This window comes from Enterobacter sp. UPMP2060 (assembly GCF_053709655.1).
In genome coordinates this window covers 618,198-634,897 of sequence record NZ_JBSKJQ010000001.1, presented here as the reverse complement: position 1 = coordinate 634,897, position 16,700 = coordinate 618,198, and the positions used below count along the sequence as shown (strand labels likewise).

At 53.5% G+C, this 16,700-nt stretch carries 20 protein-coding genes; 10 read left to right on the top strand and 10 right to left on the bottom strand.

Going from position 1 to position 16,700, the window contains the following annotated elements; translation table 11 throughout:
- The first annotated feature begins 10 nt into the window (after positions 1–10).
- Entirely contained in the window at positions 11–457 is a 447-nt protein-coding gene (locus tag ACWKXN_RS03115) for a DUF441 domain-containing protein (protein WP_024908579.1), read from the top strand.
- On the opposite strand, the gene ACWKXN_RS03110 is transcribed toward ACWKXN_RS03115, so the two are convergent.
- Entirely contained in the window at positions 441–1,232 is a 792-nt protein-coding gene (locus ACWKXN_RS03110) for an AraC family transcriptional regulator (RefSeq protein WP_033145241.1), read from the bottom strand. The two genes, ACWKXN_RS03115 and ACWKXN_RS03110, sit on opposite strands and share 17 nt — an antisense overlap.
- 99 nt (positions 1,233–1,331) lie before the next feature.
- Between ACWKXN_RS03110 and ACWKXN_RS03105 the strand changes: the two genes are divergently transcribed.
- Positions 1,332–2,519, top strand: coding sequence for a CynX/NimT family MFS transporter (locus ACWKXN_RS03105; protein ID WP_196354577.1), 1,188 nt, complete (start codon positions 1,332–1,334; stop codon positions 2,517–2,519).
- 32 nt (positions 2,520–2,551) lie between these two features.
- Here ACWKXN_RS03105 and ACWKXN_RS03100 read toward each other — a convergent pair whose 3' ends face one another.
- A complete protein-coding gene (locus ACWKXN_RS03100) occupies positions 2,552–3,259 on the bottom strand; it encodes a CTP synthase C-terminal region-related (seleno)protein (RefSeq protein ID WP_048975694.1) in 708 nt (235 codons plus the stop codon).
- A 101-nt stretch (positions 3,260–3,360) separates the two neighbouring features.
- Between ACWKXN_RS03100 and ACWKXN_RS03095 the strand changes: the two genes are divergently transcribed.
- The gene (locus ACWKXN_RS03095; RefSeq protein ID WP_058840809.1) at positions 3,361–3,705 is read left to right on the top strand and encodes a DUF488 domain-containing protein; all 345 of its coding nucleotides are present in this window, start codon (positions 3,361–3,363) and stop codon (positions 3,703–3,705) included.
- On the opposite strand, the gene ACWKXN_RS03090 is transcribed toward ACWKXN_RS03095, so the two are convergent.
- Positions 3,706–4,011: a nuclear transport factor 2 family protein gene (locus tag ACWKXN_RS03090; protein WP_087822386.1), complete on the bottom strand. Its 306-nt coding sequence runs from the start codon at positions 4,009–4,011 to the stop codon at positions 3,706–3,708.
- A gap of 80 nt (positions 4,012–4,091) precedes the next feature.
- Positions 4,092–4,346 carry a putative hemolysin gene (locus tag ACWKXN_RS03085; RefSeq protein WP_023311246.1) on the bottom strand — a complete coding sequence of 85 codons (255 nt, stop codon included), beginning with the start codon at positions 4,344–4,346 and terminating at the stop codon, positions 4,092–4,094.
- A 310-nt stretch (positions 4,347–4,656) separates the two neighbouring features.
- Here ACWKXN_RS03085 and ACWKXN_RS03080 point away from each other — a divergent pair, with 310 nt between their 5' ends.
- Positions 4,657–5,685: a sensor domain-containing diguanylate cyclase gene (locus ACWKXN_RS03080; protein ID WP_033146523.1), complete on the top strand. Its 1,029-nt coding sequence runs from the start codon at positions 4,657–4,659 to the stop codon at positions 5,683–5,685.
- A gap of 45 nt (positions 5,686–5,730) precedes the next feature.
- Positions 5,731–5,829, top strand: a complete 99-nt coding sequence (locus ACWKXN_RS03075) for a YoaK family small membrane protein (RefSeq protein WP_029739841.1) — start codon at positions 5,731–5,733, stop codon at positions 5,827–5,829.
- 130 nt (positions 5,830–5,959) lie between these two features.
- On the opposite strand, the gene ACWKXN_RS03070 is transcribed toward ACWKXN_RS03075, so the two are convergent.
- The 3 genes from ACWKXN_RS03070 to ACWKXN_RS03060 all read right to left on the bottom strand — a co-directional run bounded on the left by ACWKXN_RS03070 (position 5,960) and on the right by ACWKXN_RS03060 (position 9,612).
- Positions 5,960–6,208 carry a GlsB/YeaQ/YmgE family stress response membrane protein gene (locus ACWKXN_RS03070; RefSeq protein WP_006174788.1) on the bottom strand — a complete coding sequence of 83 codons (249 nt, stop codon included), beginning with the start codon at positions 6,206–6,208 and terminating at the stop codon, positions 5,960–5,962.
- Positions 6,209–6,493: 285 nt separating this feature from the next.
- A complete protein-coding gene (locus ACWKXN_RS03065; protein ID WP_454543291.1) occupies positions 6,494–7,978 on the bottom strand; it encodes a sensor domain-containing diguanylate cyclase in 1,485 nt (494 codons plus the stop codon).
- Between the two features lie 113 nt (positions 7,979–8,091).
- Positions 8,092–9,612: an EAL domain-containing protein gene (locus ACWKXN_RS03060; RefSeq protein ID WP_454543290.1), complete on the bottom strand. Its 1,521-nt coding sequence runs from the start codon at positions 9,610–9,612 to the stop codon at positions 8,092–8,094.
- 235 nt (positions 9,613–9,847) lie between these two features.
- Here ACWKXN_RS03060 and ACWKXN_RS03055 point away from each other — a divergent pair, with 235 nt between their 5' ends.
- On the top strand, positions 9,848–11,347 hold the full coding sequence (locus ACWKXN_RS03055) for an EAL domain-containing protein (protein ID WP_454543289.1): 1,500 nt from the start codon (positions 9,848–9,850) through the stop codon (positions 11,345–11,347).
- Positions 11,348–11,637: 290 nt separating this feature from the next.
- Here ACWKXN_RS03055 and ACWKXN_RS03050 read toward each other — a convergent pair whose 3' ends face one another.
- The 3 genes from ACWKXN_RS03050 to icd all read right to left on the bottom strand — a co-directional run bounded on the left by ACWKXN_RS03050 (position 11,638) and on the right by icd (position 13,633).
- Positions 11,638–11,883 carry a DUF2543 family protein gene (locus ACWKXN_RS03050; protein WP_033145234.1) on the bottom strand — a complete coding sequence of 82 codons (246 nt, stop codon included), beginning with the start codon at positions 11,881–11,883 and terminating at the stop codon, positions 11,638–11,640.
- Between the two features lie 74 nt (positions 11,884–11,957).
- Complete coding sequence (locus tag ACWKXN_RS03045; RefSeq protein ID WP_454543288.1) at positions 11,958–12,305, bottom strand: DUF1304 domain-containing protein; 348 nt, start codon at positions 12,303–12,305, stop codon at positions 11,958–11,960.
- Positions 12,306–12,382: 77 nt separating this feature from the next.
- Positions 12,383–13,633: an NADP-dependent isocitrate dehydrogenase gene (icd, locus tag ACWKXN_RS03040; protein WP_032657958.1), complete on the bottom strand. Its 1,251-nt coding sequence runs from the start codon at positions 13,631–13,633 to the stop codon at positions 12,383–12,385.
- 117 nt (positions 13,634–13,750) lie between these two features.
- Here icd and rluE point away from each other — a divergent pair, with 117 nt between their 5' ends.
- The 4 genes from rluE to hflD are packed head-to-tail and all read left to right on the top strand — an operon-like array spanning position 13,751 to position 16,697.
- Positions 13,751–14,404 carry a 23S rRNA pseudouridine(2457) synthase RluE gene (gene rluE, locus ACWKXN_RS03035; protein WP_094935561.1) on the top strand — a complete coding sequence of 218 codons (654 nt, stop codon included), beginning with the start codon at positions 13,751–13,753 and terminating at the stop codon, positions 14,402–14,404.
- Positions 14,405–14,413: 9 nt separating this feature from the next.
- Entirely contained in the window at positions 14,414–14,887 is a 474-nt protein-coding gene (locus ACWKXN_RS03030) for an NUDIX hydrolase (protein WP_033145233.1), read from the top strand.
- A gap of 40 nt (positions 14,888–14,927) precedes the next feature.
- A complete protein-coding gene (mnmA, locus tag ACWKXN_RS03025; protein ID WP_048975699.1) occupies positions 14,928–16,040 on the top strand; it encodes a tRNA 2-thiouridine(34) synthase MnmA in 1,113 nt (370 codons plus the stop codon).
- Positions 16,041–16,067: 27 nt separating this feature from the next.
- Positions 16,068–16,697: a high frequency lysogenization protein HflD gene (gene hflD / locus ACWKXN_RS03020; RefSeq protein WP_013097081.1), complete on the top strand. Its 630-nt coding sequence runs from the start codon at positions 16,068–16,070 to the stop codon at positions 16,695–16,697.
- Positions 16,698–16,700 lie beyond the last annotated feature (3 nt).

Below are 16,700 nucleotides of genomic sequence, written 5' to 3'. Positions count from 1 at the left end.
AGGATTCCCTATGTTTGACCCTACTCTGCTCATTCTTCTGGCACTCGCCGCGCTCGGCTTTGTCAGCCATAACACCACCGTCGCCATCTCGATTCTGGTGCTGATTATTGTTCGCGTGACCCCGTTAAATACCTTCTTCCCGTGGATAGAAAAACAAGGCCTCACCATCGGGATCATCATTTTAACCATCGGAGTAATGGCGCCCATCGCCAGCGGCACGCTTCCCGCTTCAACCCTGCTGCACTCGTTTGTAAACTGGAAATCGCTGGTGGCGATCGCGGTGGGGATTTTTGTTTCGTGGCTGGGCGGGCGCGGCGTTACGCTGATGAGCAGCCAGCCCTCGCTGGTGGCGGGTCTGCTGGTGGGCACCGTGCTGGGCGTGGCGCTCTTTCGCGGCGTTCCGGTGGGGCCGCTGATTGCGGCAGGCCTTGTCTCTCTGTTTATTGGGAAGTCGTAGTCAGGCTGGCCATATAACGCGCCGGCGTCTGGCCCAGTCCCTTTCTGAACATGGTGATAAACGCGGTGGTAGAGTCATAGCCGAGTGTCTGTGCCACCTGCTGTACCGATTTCCCACCGATCAAATGCTGTAACGCCACGATCAGCTGCAGCTGGTGACGCCAGCGGCGAAAGCTTAAACCGGTCTCTTTCACCACCAGCCGCGCCAGGTTGCGTTCGCTCATGGCAAAGTGGCTCGCCCACTGCGTCAGCGTCTGCCAGGCGGCGGGCTCTTCCGCCATTTTCTCGCTCATCAGCCGAATTTTAGGATGGGGCGAGACGGGCAGCTGCAGATGCTCCTGACGCTGGAGCGGCAGCTCGTCAAACAGAACGTCTACCAGGCGCGACGTGGCCGCAAGAGAGAGTTGTTCACGCGATTTTTCCGCCAGGGATAAAATCAGCTCCCGCACCAGAGGGGAGATTTTCAGGGTGCAGCAGCGGTCGGGCAAGCTTGCCGCCCCCGGCTCAATGAACAAAAAGCAGAGCTGCGCGCCCGGGGTGGCCCTGTTGCTGTGCGGCATCTGGCCGGGGATCCAGACGGCGTACTGGGGCGGAACCATCAGCATGGCATTTTCCACTTCGCAGGTGATCGCGCCGCCGAGGGCCAGAATCAGCTGCCCCTTACGGTGATGATGCCGGGGAATATACTGTTCCTCCGCCACCACGCGGATGCGAAATGCGACGGCCGCGTCGTGCTGGCTATCGGGATCATAGCCGTCCAGTCCCAGACCAATCATCAGTTTGTCCGATTTTAGCGATAAACTGTCATTTTAGCCTGATTTAAACCGCCAGGAAAATCGGTATTGTGTGCGCTCGCTTGAACGTATGAGAACATAATGACTACTGCTATTCGCACCTCAGGAAAACACGGCGCGCTGTTGATTGCAGGCATCCTGATGATTGCCACTACGCTTCGCGTCACCTTTACCGGCGCAGCCCCGCTGCTCGACACTATTCGTCTTGATTATGGCTTAAGCACGGCGCAAACCGGTCTGCTGACCACCCTGCCCCTGCTGGCTTTCGCCCTTGTCTCACCGCTTGCCGCAGGCGTTGCCCGACGTATCGGCATGGAGCGCAGCCTGTTTGTCGCCCTGCTGCTGATTTGCGCCGGAATTGCACTTCGCTCGCTGCCTTACGCCGCACTGCTTTTCATCGGAACCGCGGTCATCGGCTGCGGGATTGCGCTCGGGAACGTGCTGTTACCCGGATTAATTAAGCGTGACTTCCCGGGCCAGGTAGCCCGACTCACCGGGGCCTATTCCCTGACGATGGGCGTCTCGGCGGCGCTTGGCTCAGCGATGATTGTTCCCCTGGCGCAGGGTAGCGCAGGCTGGCATGGCGCGCTGCTGATGCTGATGGCATTTCCGCTGGTCGCGCTGCTGCTCTGGCTGCCGCAGTGGCGTCAGAAACACGTTGCGACGGTAACGGGCGCTGGCGCGCTGCATAACCGCGCCATCTGGCGCTCGGCCCTCGCCTGGCAGGTAACGCTCTTTTTGGGGATTAACTCGCTGATTTACTACGTCATCATCGGCTGGCTGCCGGCGATATTGCTCAGCCACGGCTACAGCGAAGCGCAGGCCGGCTCGGTGCACGGACTGTTGCAGCTGGCCACGGCCGTGCCGGGGCTTGCCGTTCCGCTGATCCTCCACCGTCTGAAAGACCAGCGGGGTATCGCCGGCGCGGTGGCGCTGATGTGCGCGGTAAGCGCGGCAGGGCTATGGTTTATGCCTGACATGGCGGTGATGTGGACGCTGGTGTTTGGCTTTGGCTCCGGAGCAACGATGATCCTCGGCCTGACGTTCATCGGTCTGCGCGCCAGCTCCGCGCACCAGGCTGCGGCTCTGTCCGGCATGGCGCAGTCGATTGGCTATCTGCTCGCCGCCTGCGGCCCTCCGCTGATGGGGAAAATTCACGATAGCGCGGGAGACTGGCAAATCCCGCTTCTGGGCTGCGCTCTGGCCGCCGTGATAATGGCGCTCTGCGGCGTGCTTGCCGGGCGAGACCGCGAGATCGCGCCCCGTTAAATGTTGTGGCAGACCATCGGGTCTGCCTTTTCCTACCCGCGCGCCGCGCGCAGCATCGCCTGCACCAGCACGACCGGACGGCCTTCCAGCGCGGCACGCTCATGCTGGAACAAGGTGATCACGAAGAACGGGTGCGTAACCAGTTCTGCGGCGCGAATTTCCCCCTGTTCGTCCCAGCCCGTAACATGCATATCACCGCTTTCCAGCGCCTGGGAAAACGCCGGCGACACACCATAGTTACAGTGATAACCCTCTTCTATTTCCGGCTTGCCGTAGGCTTTCGCGATCAGCGTATTTTTGCGCAGCTCAATGGCATCGGTTTTTTCCACCAGCGAGCAGGTCAGCGGCGCAATCACCATGGTGCCTTCGGTATCCGTCTCGGCATGTGCCGCATCGGCCCAGCCCAACACATTGCGGGCATACTCAATCAGCGCGTGCTGGAATCCGCCGCAGGTGCCCAGGAACGGTACGCCGTTTTCACGGGCGTAGCGCGCGGCGATAAAGGCCGCCTCGGTGTTTTTATAGGGGCTGGCAGGCACCAGCCAGATGGCATCGTAGCCCACCAGATCTTCAGGGCTCGTCAGCTCCGTGGTGGCAAGCCAGTCGTAATCGGCGGTGAGGTCAAGGACTGCGGCGGCGTCGTCAATCGCCAGCGGGATCGCCTGATGCGCAATAACACTGGGATTGTAATCGCCAACCAGCGCAATGCGCAGCGTCGTTTTAACCGGGAGGTGTTCCATGAAAGGTTCCTTATGCCAGAGTATTATCAGATAACATAAGGAACCTCAGACTACCGATCTTCTGCAATTATCACAATACCTTAAATTGGGAGGGTGGAATTATGATTCAATGCAAACGCGTATACGAGCAGGCTGGTCCGGACGACGGCTATCGAGTACTGGTGGACAAGCTGTGGCCGCGCGGGGTTAAAAAAACGGACCTCGCCTATGATGAATGGTGCAAAGTGCTCACGCCCTCGAATGAATTACGCAAGGCCTTTCATAGCGAAACCATTGATTTCGCTGCCTTCAGCAAAGCCTATCGGGAAGAGCTGGCGCAGCATGCTGACGAGGGAATGCGTCTGGCGACGCTGGCGAACAGGCAGACCGTCACCCTGCTCTTTGCTGCCAAAGACACGAAGCAAAATCACGCCCTGGTATTAGCCGACTGGCTGCGCCATCTCTGATCAGCCGATCGCCAGCTCGTCAAGCATTTGCGGCGCTTCATCGGGGGTGAGCGGCATCAGATGTTCGGCGCGGACAAAGGCAAAGCCGTGCTGATTGTCAAAGGCGTAAACATCACCTGTCACCAGCCAAAGCGCGCGATCGGCGGTAGAGGGTAATTGCGTCATCACGCCGTTGACCGGGTTAACGAAACGCAGGCCGGGCTGACACAGGCCAAACAGCTCAACAGATTTACCAATATTGCGACGGCCTGACGCCGTGCGGGCACCGATGATCATCGCCATGCTGCCCGGTTTAAGCTGAAACATACTTCTCTCACGGTAACGGTAGCCAGGAACTGGCTAAGAATAATCCTAAAGAGAAGTGTATCGCAGGCAATATACGTCTGTCACCTGGTGGGTTGCGGACGATCGCGACGGTAGAGCGTCCATTCATCAATCACTTCGCCCCCCGGTAGTTTGCACTCCGTGCGTACGCCCTGCGGGCTTTGAACCGGGATCTGTTCCCCGCCTTTCTCCAGGCAGTACACGGAGGCCGGGTTCGCCATACCGATAGCGTGCGGTGGTTTCGGGGCATCGGGTGGGGTTGTTTTCGCGGTGCAGGCAGCCAGGGGAAGCGCCAGCGCCAGAAGCAGAAATCTCATCTCATTGATCCTTGTGACATCATGACAGTCTAAGGTTAACGGGTCATCGCCCCTTTCTCCATGATTTCTCCATTTTAACTGCACTTTTCAACACTATAGTGTGGCATGTTCTCGATATGACCAGAGAACATCATTCCGTAATCAAGATGTCTTTGCCCCGGTCTCAACAACGGGGCCTTTTTTTCTCTGCTGCTGCCCTCTCCCTGCATATATTAAATTTTTTATATTCATGTTTTACTATGCCTGAAGTCTAAAAATTCAGCATAACATGCAGATGCAGACGTCTTCTGCCTGGGAGTCATTCTACGTCATGTCGGATATTATCCTTGCCCGTGTTTCAGAAACCCTCGCCACTGAACAATCCCTTGAAGGTCTCGTTCGCCAGCTGCTGGAGATGCTGGAGATTGTGACTGACATGGAGTCGACTTACCTCACCAAGGTAGATATCGAAGCCCGACTGCAGCATATCCTCTACGCCCGCAACAGCAAGCAGATGACAATTCCTGAGGGGCTGAGCGTCCCATGGGATGAAACACTGTGCAAGCGCGCGCTGGATAGCGACACCGTATTCAGCAACGACGTTCCCGAACGCTGGCCGGAGTGCGAGGCGGCGAAAGCGCTCGGCATTACGACCTACATGAGTATTCCTGTCCATCTTGCGGATGGTTCACTCTACGGAACGCTTTGTGCCACCAGCACGGCCAGAAAGCCGCTTAGCGAGCGCGGTGAACAGGTTCTGAAGTTATTCGCCGGTCTGATTGCCCAGTCCATTCAGAAAGAGTCGCTGGTAACCCAGCTTCGCGAAGCCAACGCGGCCCTCATCGCGCACTCTTACACGGATGCCCTTACCGGTTTACCCAACCGTCGCGCCATTTTTGAAGATCTGACCACGCTGTTTTCCCTGGCGCGTCACCTTAAACGTAACACCGTCATCGCGTTCATCGATCTCGATGATTTCAAGCTGATTAACGATCGCTACGGCCACGAGGCTGGCGACCAGTTCCTGATTGAAGTGGGCAAGCGTCTGACGGAAGAAAAACAGCAGGACGATATCATTGGCAGGCTGGGCGGCGATGAGTTTCTGGTGGCGTCGTTGAGCACATCCCACAGCGAAGGAGATAACGCGCAGGTCACGCTGCTCAAAACGCGCCTCAGCGCCTGTATTGCCGGTGAATACTGGCTGGGTAGCGTCAACCTCATTTACCCCGGAGCCAGCGTCGGCGTTATCGAAGTGGACCCTCGGGTAACCGATCCGGACGGCGCATTACGCGACGCGGATGTCGCGATGTATCAGGATAAGAAAGGAAAAAGCAAAACACGCTTTCTCACTATGGATTAACCCCGTACACTCTACGGCGTTACAAAAACCGAAACAGGTGATGATATGAGAATAGGGATCCTCTTCCCGGTCGTTATTTTTATAACGGCGGTGATTTTTTTAGCATGGTTTTTTGTCGGTGGTTACGCGGCGCCTGGGGCATAAATGAGAAAAACGACCCTCGTTATGCTGATCGTTGCCATCGCGGCATTTGCCGGCACGCAGCTTGGCTGGTGGTAAACGCCACTACGTAAAAAGGCCGCCATCTGGCAGCCTTTTTTCACGCTTGTAAGCCTTAGCTTTTGATTTTTCTGTAGATAAACAGAACAACCAGCGCACCAATCACCGCGACGGCGAAACTGCCGAAGTTAAAGCCATCGACTTTGCCAAAACCGAACAGCGTACTGATCCAGCCGCCGACTACCGCGCCGATAATACCCAGTATTACGGTGACGATAAACCCACCGCCATCTTTGCCCGGCATGATCCACTTCGCCAGAATACCCGCAATAAGCCCAAAGATAATCCAGGATAAAATTCCCATAACTTTCCTCTCTGTATGGTTTTTGTCATTAAATCAACGACACAAAAAAGAATAGCACAGGATTTCAGAAAGGAAATTTGTGATAGGCATCACAATGAGAGAGTGCGCAATTATTCATCAACAAAAAGGTCCAGCCGCATAAACTGTGGGGTTGCATCTTTTGTTGAGAAAGATTATCTTTCTCAATACTGAATAGTTGAGCGTAACACTCAGGTATTCAGTACGACATTGCTCACATTGCTTCCAGTATTTCTTGCCCACTCCTGAGTGGGCTTTTTTTTCTGTTCATACCCCAACAAACGCGTACCGGTTACGTCCTGCGCGTTTTGCCTGGTAGAGCGCCTGGTCAGCGGCAATAATGATATTCTGCTGGCTGCCCGCGATGTCGACCGCACGCGCGGTGGAAATCCCGACGCTTACCGTCACCCGCCCGAAGGGGCTAAAATCATGCACGATTTGCAGGGAGAACACGTTGCGAATGATCGTCTGCGCCAGTCGAAGCGCCTCCTGGATATCCGTATCAGGCAATATCAGCGCAAACTCCTCTCCACCGTAGCGCGCTACAATCTGATTATCACGGGTAAGGCTCTCCCTGAGACTGTTTCCCAACAGCGTCAGACACCGGTCCCCTTCCGGATGGCCGTAGTTATCGTTGTATTTTTTGAAGTAGTCCACGTCCACAATCAGTATCGAAATTGCTGCGTCATGCGCGGCACAAGTCGCGATTTCCGAGAGGATTCTTTCATCAAAAATGCGACGGTTATACAGCCCGGTCAACGCATCCTCGGAAGCGATAATCTTCAGCGCCTTATTATCTCTGGTTTTTCTGGATAAGTCGGAATACAGGAAGTATGACGCGACGATAAGTATCGCAGTGAAAACGAAAATGAGCAGCGCCAGCTGAATAGCCTGCTTGCGCCACGGTGCGAGGGCTTCATCAATGCTGACGGCCACGGTGGTCACCAGCCCGTAGCGTCGGTTTTTCTCATAGGCGTAAATGCGTTCGATTTTATCAAACCGCGAAACGGAACTGGCTATCCCGGTATTTTGTACCTTTAGGTATTTCCTGAAGAGGGGTGAATCAGAAAAAATCGTGCCGACGTAGGTATTTTTAAAGGGGTGACGGACCAGCAGCACGCCGGATTGTGTCGTTAAGCCAATGACGCCCAGATGACCAATATTAATCTGCCCGTAAAGCGCGAGAAAATTCTCAATACCCAGCGTCACCACCACGACACCGTTAAATGCCCCGGTGTGGGTTTCAAGGCGACGACTAATGGTAATGACCCATTTGCCATTGGTTCTGCTTACCACGGGCTCACCAATAAAAATCTGCTGATTTTTATTTTCCTTGTGATAGATAAAAAATGACCTGTCCGATCCTTTGCGTGGGCCTGTAAAAGTTTCATGCAGCGCGGTAAAGATATCGCCCTGAGCGTCGTAAACAACCACATTATTAATCTGGGTAAGAAGATTATCCTGATTATTTATCATCCGCTGAATATTGGTCGCCTGTTGCGGCGTCATGCCATAAATTTCGATTATGTCGGAAACGGTAGTAATTAACATTTCGCTTTGGCGCATGATCCCCTCGGTGTAGACATCAAGGGTATGGCTCAGGTTAGCAACGCTGGTATTAATTTGCTGAATTGACTGCTGTCTGGACGTGGCAATTTGGACGGCAAGCGACAGCGAGATGATCAATGAGACAATGATGACGGTAATGGTTGTTGTGTAAAAAGTATTTTTCACATGCACGAGCTTTTCCACCTTATCACGCCTGACATCCCTGGCTGACAACTCTTGTCACTGTAACAAAGCTCGGGATAAGAGGAAAATGAATTGCACTTAAGCATACAACAGAAGCTCGTCTTTATTTCGTTTTACAAACTAACGGTCTCCCTGGGTTTAGATAAAATGACTTTAATAAAATCGATATAGGAGACGGGCTTACCAAAATAATATCCCTGTAACAGGGTTATCTCATTACGGTTGAGATACTCCAGTTGCTCTTTTGTTTCTACGCCTTCAGCGACAATGCGCAAAGAGAGTTTTTTCGCCAGGTCAATGACGCAGTCCAGCAGGATCGTTGAGTCCTTTTCCTCTGAAACCCGGTTCACAAAGCTTTTATCAATTTTAATATAATCAATGGCAAGCGCATTAAGGCATGACAGCCCGGAATAACCCGTACCAAAATCATCCAGGGCAATAACAAAGCCGGCGTTATGCAGCATGTTAAGGTTCTCCACGAGGTGAGGATTATCGACCAGCGGTTCACGCTCGGTCACCTCGAGAACCAGTTTGACCTCTTTACCCTGAAACCCCTTCCCGAAAACGCGACAGTCACCGATAAATGAAGGCGCATTAATATGCCTGGCGCTGATGTTCACCCCAATATGAAACCCGTCCGGTAGCTTAGGCAAAAGCGGCTTAAGCTGGGTCACCACTTTCGCCATCAATCCTTTAGTCAGCGGTATAATCAACCCGCTACGTTCGGCAATTGGAATAAAGACATCCGGCGGGATAAACCCTGACTTTGGATGCTTCCATCTTGCCAGGACCTCAACGCCGTACAGCCCGCCGGTATCGCCGTTCACGATCGGCTGGTAATAAGGCTCGATCTCCCCCTGCAAAATCGCTTTACGCAAATCGTCTTCAAATGAGGTGCTTTTCCCTTTGTATCGACGGATCAAAATGCCTACCGCCACCGATAGCGCGAGAATAAGCAGTATCAGGCTCCATCCCTGTTGCAAAAGCCGCGTCAGGCTAAAAAAGGCAGGAGGTTGCCAGGTCAGGCTAAAAGGAAATAGCGTTGACGCCGTAAGCGCCCCCGTCCAGGAGGCCGCTTTCCAGCCCCTCACATCGCCGTTGCGAACAAGCATGCTTTCGCCGACAACCAGCCCCAGGTCCACGCTGTTCGATGCGCTTGCAATGACGTCCTGCAAATGCGCGTCACTGATGCTGACAATGACGCGCCCTCCCGCGATGGGCATCTGGAAGATAAGCACCGGAATGCCGTTCACCAGTCGATTGCCGGGTAACAGCATCAATTTTTCGGCAGGTAACGTCTCAGGATGAATAATCAACACGCCATTCCCGGGAAGGGAAGTACAGATGATTTTACCCTGCAACTCGATCATGATGGCGCGCAGATGCGGTTTTAGCGCTGCCTCTGTCCCCAGCGCCAGCTGTCCGCTACTGGTACACCCTTGAGCCGCAACGCGCTTTGCCGTGCTGGCCGCACTGACTGCTTCAGCCAGAATGTTTTCTATTTTTTGGGTGCTCGCCGTGGCGGTGTGACTATTACTCAGCTTCGCCATCTGCCATAGCTGCCAGTTAATAATCAAAATGCCGCTCAGAAAAAGAAACAGAGCGCTAAGAATAGGGATCATCACGTTGCGCACGATGTTTTCCTTAATAGAAAAAACAAGCATGGATGTTCTGGTAGAAGAGCCTGTGCTAACCCGGTATTGCTTATAACAATGAAAATAGCTTAGCTGAGAATTGTCTTAAAAAACTGATGCTTTCGTATGAGTTCACCTGCCGGCATTTACTCACATGACGTGACTATCAGGCTTGTTCCTTGCCCTGGCTGTGTTAAGATTTGTGAAATCAGGGAGCGGACTGGATAACTGGAAAATGAAAAAGCTCATTGCCGTTGCTATTGTTTCATCGCTTCTGGTCTTCCTGTCTCTTTATGCGGTCAATGCTGTAATCATTGGTCAGCAGAAGAGCAAACAGCGTGAAATATCCCGTACCCTTTTACATTATTCAGAAGACGTGTCCCAAAGCGTGGCGCTGGGTCTCAAAAGCATCACAACGCAGGGATGCGATAAAACCAGCCTCGATCGCTACAGACAAATTAAGCTTAATAATCTTTATTTTGCCGATATCGGCTTTATTGAGAAGGGAAAAATAGTCTGTACCGCTTTTTGGGGGAAACTCGCGACGCCCGTTGCACTTCCTGCAGAACTGCATAAAACGCCGAGGGGCTTTCTCCTGGCCCAGTTTTCGAGAAAAGACTTTTTCACGGGCAATGCGGCAATTTATAATAATATTATTATCTTTACCTCCCGCTATGCTTACGATAAATTCACCCCGGTTACCGCAAGCTATTCGCTCAGTGCTACCACCAAAGACTTCGGCAGAGTCTTTTTTTCGGCCGCCACGGAGCTAAATCAGCAGAGCTGGCTGCATTCGACATTTTTTACCCTGACCCTGACACAGTGCAGCGCCTTCTGGGACCTGTGCGTCATCGTGAAGCATCACGACGCCGGGCTCGCCTCGTTACCTCCGTTTATCTTTGCGCTTCTCGCGGTCATTCTCTGTTTTATCTGGATTGCGATAACGTTATTTATCTTCCGTATCTATGAAGACCGTTTTTCTCTGGAACGTACGCTGATAAAAGCCGTCCTCACGAATACCATCAGCGTTAACTATCAGCCCATTATTCGCATTCACGATCAAAAAATCGTGGGTGTAGAAGTTCTGTCGAGATGGCGCGACCAAAAACACGGGGACGTCTCTCCGGAGCTGTTTATCCCATTAATTAAGAAGATCGGTCTGTATAAAAAATATTACAGTAATATTATCGAAAAATCCCTTTCCGAAATTGTCCCTCTGGCGATAAAACACCAGCTGATAGTCTCAATAAACGTTGGGCACAAGGAAATTGAAGATGGACAGTTCATTACCATTTTGCGTCGTGCGTGTTTTGCCAATCACCTTCCCCTTTCCCTGATGAAGGTCGAACTTTCTGAGAAAGCCGTTTCCACGGCAGATATCCTCGAGGGATTCTGTCAGGAGCTGAAATCGCTCGGCGTTAAAATATCAATAGATGATTTTGGCGTGCAGAACTCGAACCTCGCCCGCCTTTCGCTGCTTGAATATGATGAAATCAAAATTGATAAGTCGCTGGTGGACGGCATCAGCGAGCATTATAAGCAAAACATCTTTGCAATCTTCTGCGATGCCCTGGCAAGATTGAATAAAACGCTTGTTTTCGAGGGTGTGGAAAATGAAATTCAATATCGCTTTATTGCAAGCAGATATCCCGATGCGCTGATTCAGGGATGGTATTTTTCAAAAGCACTCACCCGGAGCGAGCTGGCGAAGCGACTCACCGGGGTCGCACCGTAACCCGAAGCCTTGCGCGTCCGTTTTTTTCCAGTCGGGCATTTCTATTTTTTACGCAAAAACATATAGTCGTCACATTCAGACGGTAGATTACCCTGAAGCACACTCATATTTTGGTTAAAAACGTGAAATTATCCTTACTATTCCCAGTGGTACTCTTTTGTCTGACCGTTATTTTCGCGCTGTTTATCGACGCCCCCGCTTCGCATATTCTGCGGAAAAAATGCATGTGGTCCGATAGCGTGATGCTGAGCTGTATCGCAAAGCATCAGCATAACGGTTTTTGAAGCAGACTATTCATTTCCCCACTGATTGAGGAAGTTCGCAATATCATCAACGCGACCCGCACGGATCCCGGCCTCAGTGGCCATCTCCTGCTGGGCTTCCTCGCTAATCTCCTCATTATTCGATAAACGGGTGAGCAGCAGCTGGAAATAATGTGCCAGAGCGTCGCGCTCTGACTCAGCGACCTGTTCAGCGGCTTCCGTCGCGTACTCATCGGCAATGTCATAATATTTCAGTGGGATATCGTTGTTCATAACAGTCTCGTCGCTAACCTGTAAGGGTAAAGCCATCAGTATATCGGACGCCCTATCTCAACCAAAGCATTGCTTCAGATGAGTAACGCAAGCAACGCTGCGAGAGCGGGCGCGGCCTGTACACACAAAATTTTTCGGCTGGCGGTGGCTGCGCCAAAGAGTCCGGCGATCAGCACGCAGGCCAGGAAGAAGATGGCCACCTGAATCCCCTTTTCCCCGAGCCAGAGGCTCCAGAGCAGACCGGCAGCCAGAAAACCGTTATACAGCCCCTGATTCGCGGCCAGCACGCGGGTCTCGCGCGCAAAATCAGGACGCAGATTAAAGGCCTTGTGCCCTGTTTTCGTATTCCACAGGAACATTTCCAGCACAAGAATGTAAAGATGGATGAGTGCAACGACAGCGATAAGGACAGTGGCTAACATCGTGTTGTCTCCCGCAGGCAGAGGCAAAAAAAACGGGAACCCTCAGGCCCCCGCTCTTGTTTAACCCAGAATCTGGATTACATATTCGCGATAATCGCGTCGCCAAACTCTGAGCATTTCAGCAGCTTAGCGCCTTCCATCAGACGTTCGAAGTCATAGGTTACGGTTTTCGCGTTGATCGCGCCTTCCATACCCTTAACGATCAGGTCTGCGGCTTCGAACCATTCCATATGACGCAGCATCATCTCTGCGGACAGGATGATAGAGCCTGGGTTCACTTTGTCCTGGCCCGCGTATTTAGGTGCAGTACCGTGGGTCGCTTCGAACAGGGCGCACTCGTCACCGATGTTCGCGCCAGGGGCGATACCGATACCGCCAACCTGGGCAGCCAGGGCGTCAGAGATGTAGTCACCGTTCAGGTTCATACAGGCAATTACGTCGTATTCTGCAGGACGCAGCAGGATCTGCTGCAGGAACGCATCGGCGATCACATCTTTAATGATGATCTCTTTGCCGGTGTTCGGGTTCTTGATCTTCTGCCATGGGCCACCGTCGATCAGCTCACCACCGAACTCTTCTTTCGCCAACTGGTAGCCCCAGTCTTTGAACGCGCCTTCGGTGAACTTCATGATGTTGCCTTTGTGAACCAGGGTCACAGAGTCACGGTCGTTGGTGATCGCGTATTCGATGGCCGCACGCACCAGACGTTTAGTACCGTCTTCAGAGCATGGCTTGATGCCGATACCGCAATGCTCAGGGAAGCGAATTTTCTTCACGCCCATCTCTTCGCGCAGGAATTTAATCACTTTTTCTGCGTCAGCTGAGTCCGCTTTCCATTCGATACCCGCGTAGATGTCTTCTGAGTTTTCGCGGAAGATAACCATATCGGTCAGTTCAGGGTGCTTAACCGGGCTTGGGGTGCCCTGATAGTAACGAACCGGACGCAGACACACGTACAGGTCCAGCTCCTGACGCAGTGCCACGTTCAGGGAACGGATACCGCCGCCAACTGGCGTCGTCAGTGGGCCTTTAATAGCAACGCGGTAGTCGCGGATCAGGTCCAGCGTTTCTGCTGGCAGCCAGACGTCCTGGCCATAAACTTGAGTAGATTTCTCACCGGTGTAAATTTCCATCCAGGAAATTTTACGCTCGCCTTTGTAGGCTTTCTCAACAGCGGCATCAACCACTTTCAGCATCGCCGGGGTAACGTCTACACCGATACCGTCACCTTCGATGAACGGGATAATCGGATTGTGAGGAACGTTAATCTTGCCGTTTTGCAGGGTGATCTTTTTACCTTCCGCCGGAACAACTACTTTGCTTTCCATTAACCTCTCCTTCGAGCGCTTCTGGTTGTTACTGATCTTATGTTAATAAATTGTAATGAGCCCTTCGATAGTACCTGATTGTCCTGCGCCATGAAAGGTCTTCGTTATTAGGCTATAATGCGGCAATTGATAACGCCTGAAAATACCATGAAGAAAACTTCTTTTACAAAACACCGGGTTGAGCGATTCAGCTCGCGACAAGCCGCCAGAAGACCGCAGGAAACCCAGCCGAAGCGGGTTATTTTGTTCAATAAACCCTACGATGTTTTGCCGCAGTTTACCGATGAAGCCGGGCGCAGCACGCTGAAGGACTACATTCCTGTTCAGGGCGTCTACGCGGCCGGGCGCCTGGACCGCGACAGCGAAGGCCTTCTGGTCTTAACCAACGACGGCGCGTTGCAGGCAAAGCTCACGCAGCCGGGCAAACGCACCGGCAAAATTTACTTCGTCCAGGTGGAAGGCGAGCCGGATGACGCGACGCTAGAAGCACTACGCAGCGGCGTGACGTTGAACGACGGCCCAACCCTGCCCGCAGGTATTGAACGCGTGAATGAGCCGGAGTGGCTGTGGCCGCGCAACCCGCCGATTCGCGAACGTAAATCCATTCCGACAAGCTGGCTCAAAATCACCCTTTATGAAGGCCGCAACCGCCAGGTTCGCCGCATGACCGCACACGTCGGCTTCCCTACCCTGCGTCTCATTCGCTACGCCATGGGCAGCTACACCCTGGAAACGCTGGCAAACGGCGAATGGCGCGACGTCACCCCTTAAGGAGTCACTATGTTTAAACCTCATGTCACGGTTGCCTGCGTGGTCCACGCCAGGGGTAAATTCCTTGTTGTTGAAGAGAGCATTAACGGCAAAGCGCTGTGGAACCAGCCTGCCGGACACCTTGAAGCCAATGAAACCCTGCTGCAGGCAGCAAAACGCGAGCTGTGGGAAGAGACCGGTATTCACGCTGAGCCCCAGCACTTCATCCGTATGCACCAGTGGATCGCGCCGGATCACACCCCGTTCCTGCGCTTTTTATTCGCCGTTGAGCTTAGCGAAACGTGCGCCACAGAGCCGCAGGATGACGATATCGATCGCTGTCTTTGGGTCACCGCCGACGAGATCCTGAACGCGCCAAACCTGCGCTCGCCGCTGGTTGCGGAAAGCATTCGCTGCTGGCAGTCTGCTGGCCGCTTACCGCTGGACGTCATCGGCGCATTTAACTGGCCGTTTACAGAGGGTGTCAATGGTGGGGGGGCGTGATAGAATACGCCGCCTTGAAGTTCAATGTCGTGAGTATTCCATGTCAGATAACAGCCAGAAAAAAGTGATCGTCGGCATGTCCGGCGGTGTCGATTCCTCCGTTTCCGCCTTCCTGTTACAGCAACAGGGCTATAAGGTGGAGGGCCTGTTCATGAAGAACTGGGAGGAAGATGATGGCGAGGAATACTGCACCGCCGCTGCGGATCTCGCCGACGCGCAGGCCGTATGCGATAAGCTCGGCATTGAACTGCACACCGTTAACTTTGCCGCAGAATACTGGGACAACGTTTTTGAACTGTTCCTGGAAGAGTACAAAGCGGGCCGCACGCCGAACCCGGATATTCTGTGCAACAAAGAGATCAAATTTAAGGCCTTCCTGGAATTCGCCGCGGAAGATCTGGGCGCTGACTACATCGCGACCGGTCACTACGTGCGCCGTGCAGACGTCAATGGCAAAAGCCAGCTGCTGCGCGGTCTGGACGGCAACAAAGATCAAAGCTACTTCCTCTATACGCTGAGCCACGAGCAAATCGCCCAGAGCCTGTTCCCGGTCGGCGAGCTGGAAAAGCCGCAGGTGCGTAAAATCGCCGAAGAGCTGGACCTCATCACCGCGAAGAAAAAAGACTCTACCGGCATTTGCTTCATCGGCGAGCGCAAATTCCGCGATTTCCTGGGACGTTACCTGCCTGCTCAGCCGGGTAAAATTGTCACCGTCGACGGGGAAGAGATTGGCCAGCATCAGGGGCTGATGTACCACACGCTCGGCCAGCGTAAAGGCCTGGGTATTGGCGGGACCAAAGAAGGTAGCGAAGATCCGTGGTATGTTGTCGACAAAGACGTCGAAAACAATATTCTGGTTGTTGCCCAGGGTCACGATCATCCGCGTCTGATGTCCGTTGGCCTTATCGCGCAGCAGCTTCACTGGGTCGATCGTGAGCCGCTGAAAGGCACCCTGCGCTGCACGGTGAAAACACGCTACCGTCAGACCGATATTCCTTGCACCATTACCGCGCTCGATGACGATCGCATTGACGTGCGTTTCGACGAGCCGGTCGCGGCCGTCACCCCGGGTCAGTCTGCTGTCTTCTACAGCGGCGAAATCTGTCTGGGCGGCGGGATCATTGAACAGCGCCTGCCGCTGCCTGCTGTTTAATACGATTGCACACATAAAGGAGACCGTGTGGCGAAGAACTACTATGACATCACCCTGGCGCTGGCGGGAATTTGCCAGTCAGCCCGTCTGGTGCAACAGCTGGCGCATCAGGGTCATTGCGACGCAGATGCCCTGCACGTTTCACTGAACAGCGTTATCGATCTCAACCCCGGCTCGACCCTGGGCGTGTTCGGCGGCAGTGAAACCAATCTTCGTCTCGGTCTTGAAACCCTGCTCGGCGTGCTTAACGCCAGCAGCCGTCAGGGATTAAACGCGGAGCTGACCCGCTACACGCTGAGCCTGATGGTGCTGGAGCGTAAGCTGAGCGCCGCAAAAGGCGCGCTCAATACCCTGGGCGATCGTATTGCCGGGCTGCAGCGCCAGCTCGATCATTTTGACCTGCAGTCGGAAACGCTGCTGAGCGCTATGGCCGGTATTTATGTTGACGTCATCAGCCCGCTGGGCCCGCGTATTCAGGTCACCGGATCCCCTGCCGTGCTGCAAAGTCCGCAGGTACAGGCAAAAGTGCGCGCGTCCCTGCTGGCAGGTATCCGCGCCGCCGTGTTGTGGCACCAGGTGGGCGGTGGCCGCCTGCAGTTAATGTTTTCTCGTAATCGCCTGACCACTCAGGCAAAACAAATTCTTGCTCATTGTTAACCT

Coding starts and splice junctions, on each gene's coding strand:
- ACWKXN_RS03115 (WP_024908579.1), top strand. CDS start 11: ATGTTTGACCCTACTCTGCTCATTCTTCTGGCACTCGCCGCGCTCGGC.
- ACWKXN_RS03110 (WP_033145241.1), bottom strand. CDS start 1,232: ATGATTGGTCTGGGACTGGACGGCTATGATCCCGATAGCCAGCACGAC.
- ACWKXN_RS03105 (WP_196354577.1), top strand. CDS start 1,332: ATGACTACTGCTATTCGCACCTCAGGAAAACACGGCGCGCTGTTGATT.
- ACWKXN_RS03100 (WP_048975694.1), bottom strand. CDS start 3,259: ATGGAACACCTCCCGGTTAAAACGACGCTGCGCATTGCGCTGGTTGGC.
- ACWKXN_RS03095 (WP_058840809.1), top strand. CDS start 3,361: ATGATTCAATGCAAACGCGTATACGAGCAGGCTGGTCCGGACGACGGC.
- ACWKXN_RS03090 (WP_087822386.1), bottom strand. CDS start 4,011: ATGTTTCAGCTTAAACCGGGCAGCATGGCGATGATCATCGGTGCCCGC.
- ACWKXN_RS03085 (WP_023311246.1), bottom strand. CDS start 4,346: ATGAGATTTCTGCTTCTGGCGCTGGCGCTTCCCCTGGCTGCCTGCACC.
- ACWKXN_RS03080 (WP_033146523.1), top strand. CDS start 4,657: ATGTCGGATATTATCCTTGCCCGTGTTTCAGAAACCCTCGCCACTGAA.
- ACWKXN_RS03075 (WP_029739841.1), top strand. CDS start 5,731: ATGAGAATAGGGATCCTCTTCCCGGTCGTTATTTTTATAACGGCGGTG.
- ACWKXN_RS03070 (WP_006174788.1), bottom strand. CDS start 6,208: ATGGGAATTTTATCCTGGATTATCTTTGGGCTTATTGCGGGTATTCTG.
- ACWKXN_RS03055 (WP_454543289.1), top strand. CDS start 9,848: ATGAAAAAGCTCATTGCCGTTGCTATTGTTTCATCGCTTCTGGTCTTC.
- ACWKXN_RS03050 (WP_033145234.1), bottom strand. CDS start 11,883: ATGAACAACGATATCCCACTGAAATATTATGACATTGCCGATGAGTAC.
- ACWKXN_RS03045 (WP_454543288.1), bottom strand. CDS start 12,305: ATGTTAGCCACTGTCCTTATCGCTGTCGTTGCACTCATCCATCTTTAC.
- icd (WP_032657958.1), bottom strand. CDS start 13,633: ATGGAAAGCAAAGTAGTTGTTCCGGCGGAAGGTAAAAAGATCACCCTG.
- rluE (WP_094935561.1), top strand. CDS start 13,751: ATGCGGCAATTGATAACGCCTGAAAATACCATGAAGAAAACTTCTTTT.
- ACWKXN_RS03030 (WP_033145233.1), top strand. CDS start 14,414: ATGTTTAAACCTCATGTCACGGTTGCCTGCGTGGTCCACGCCAGGGGT.
- mnmA (WP_048975699.1), top strand. CDS start 14,928: ATGTCAGATAACAGCCAGAAAAAAGTGATCGTCGGCATGTCCGGCGGT.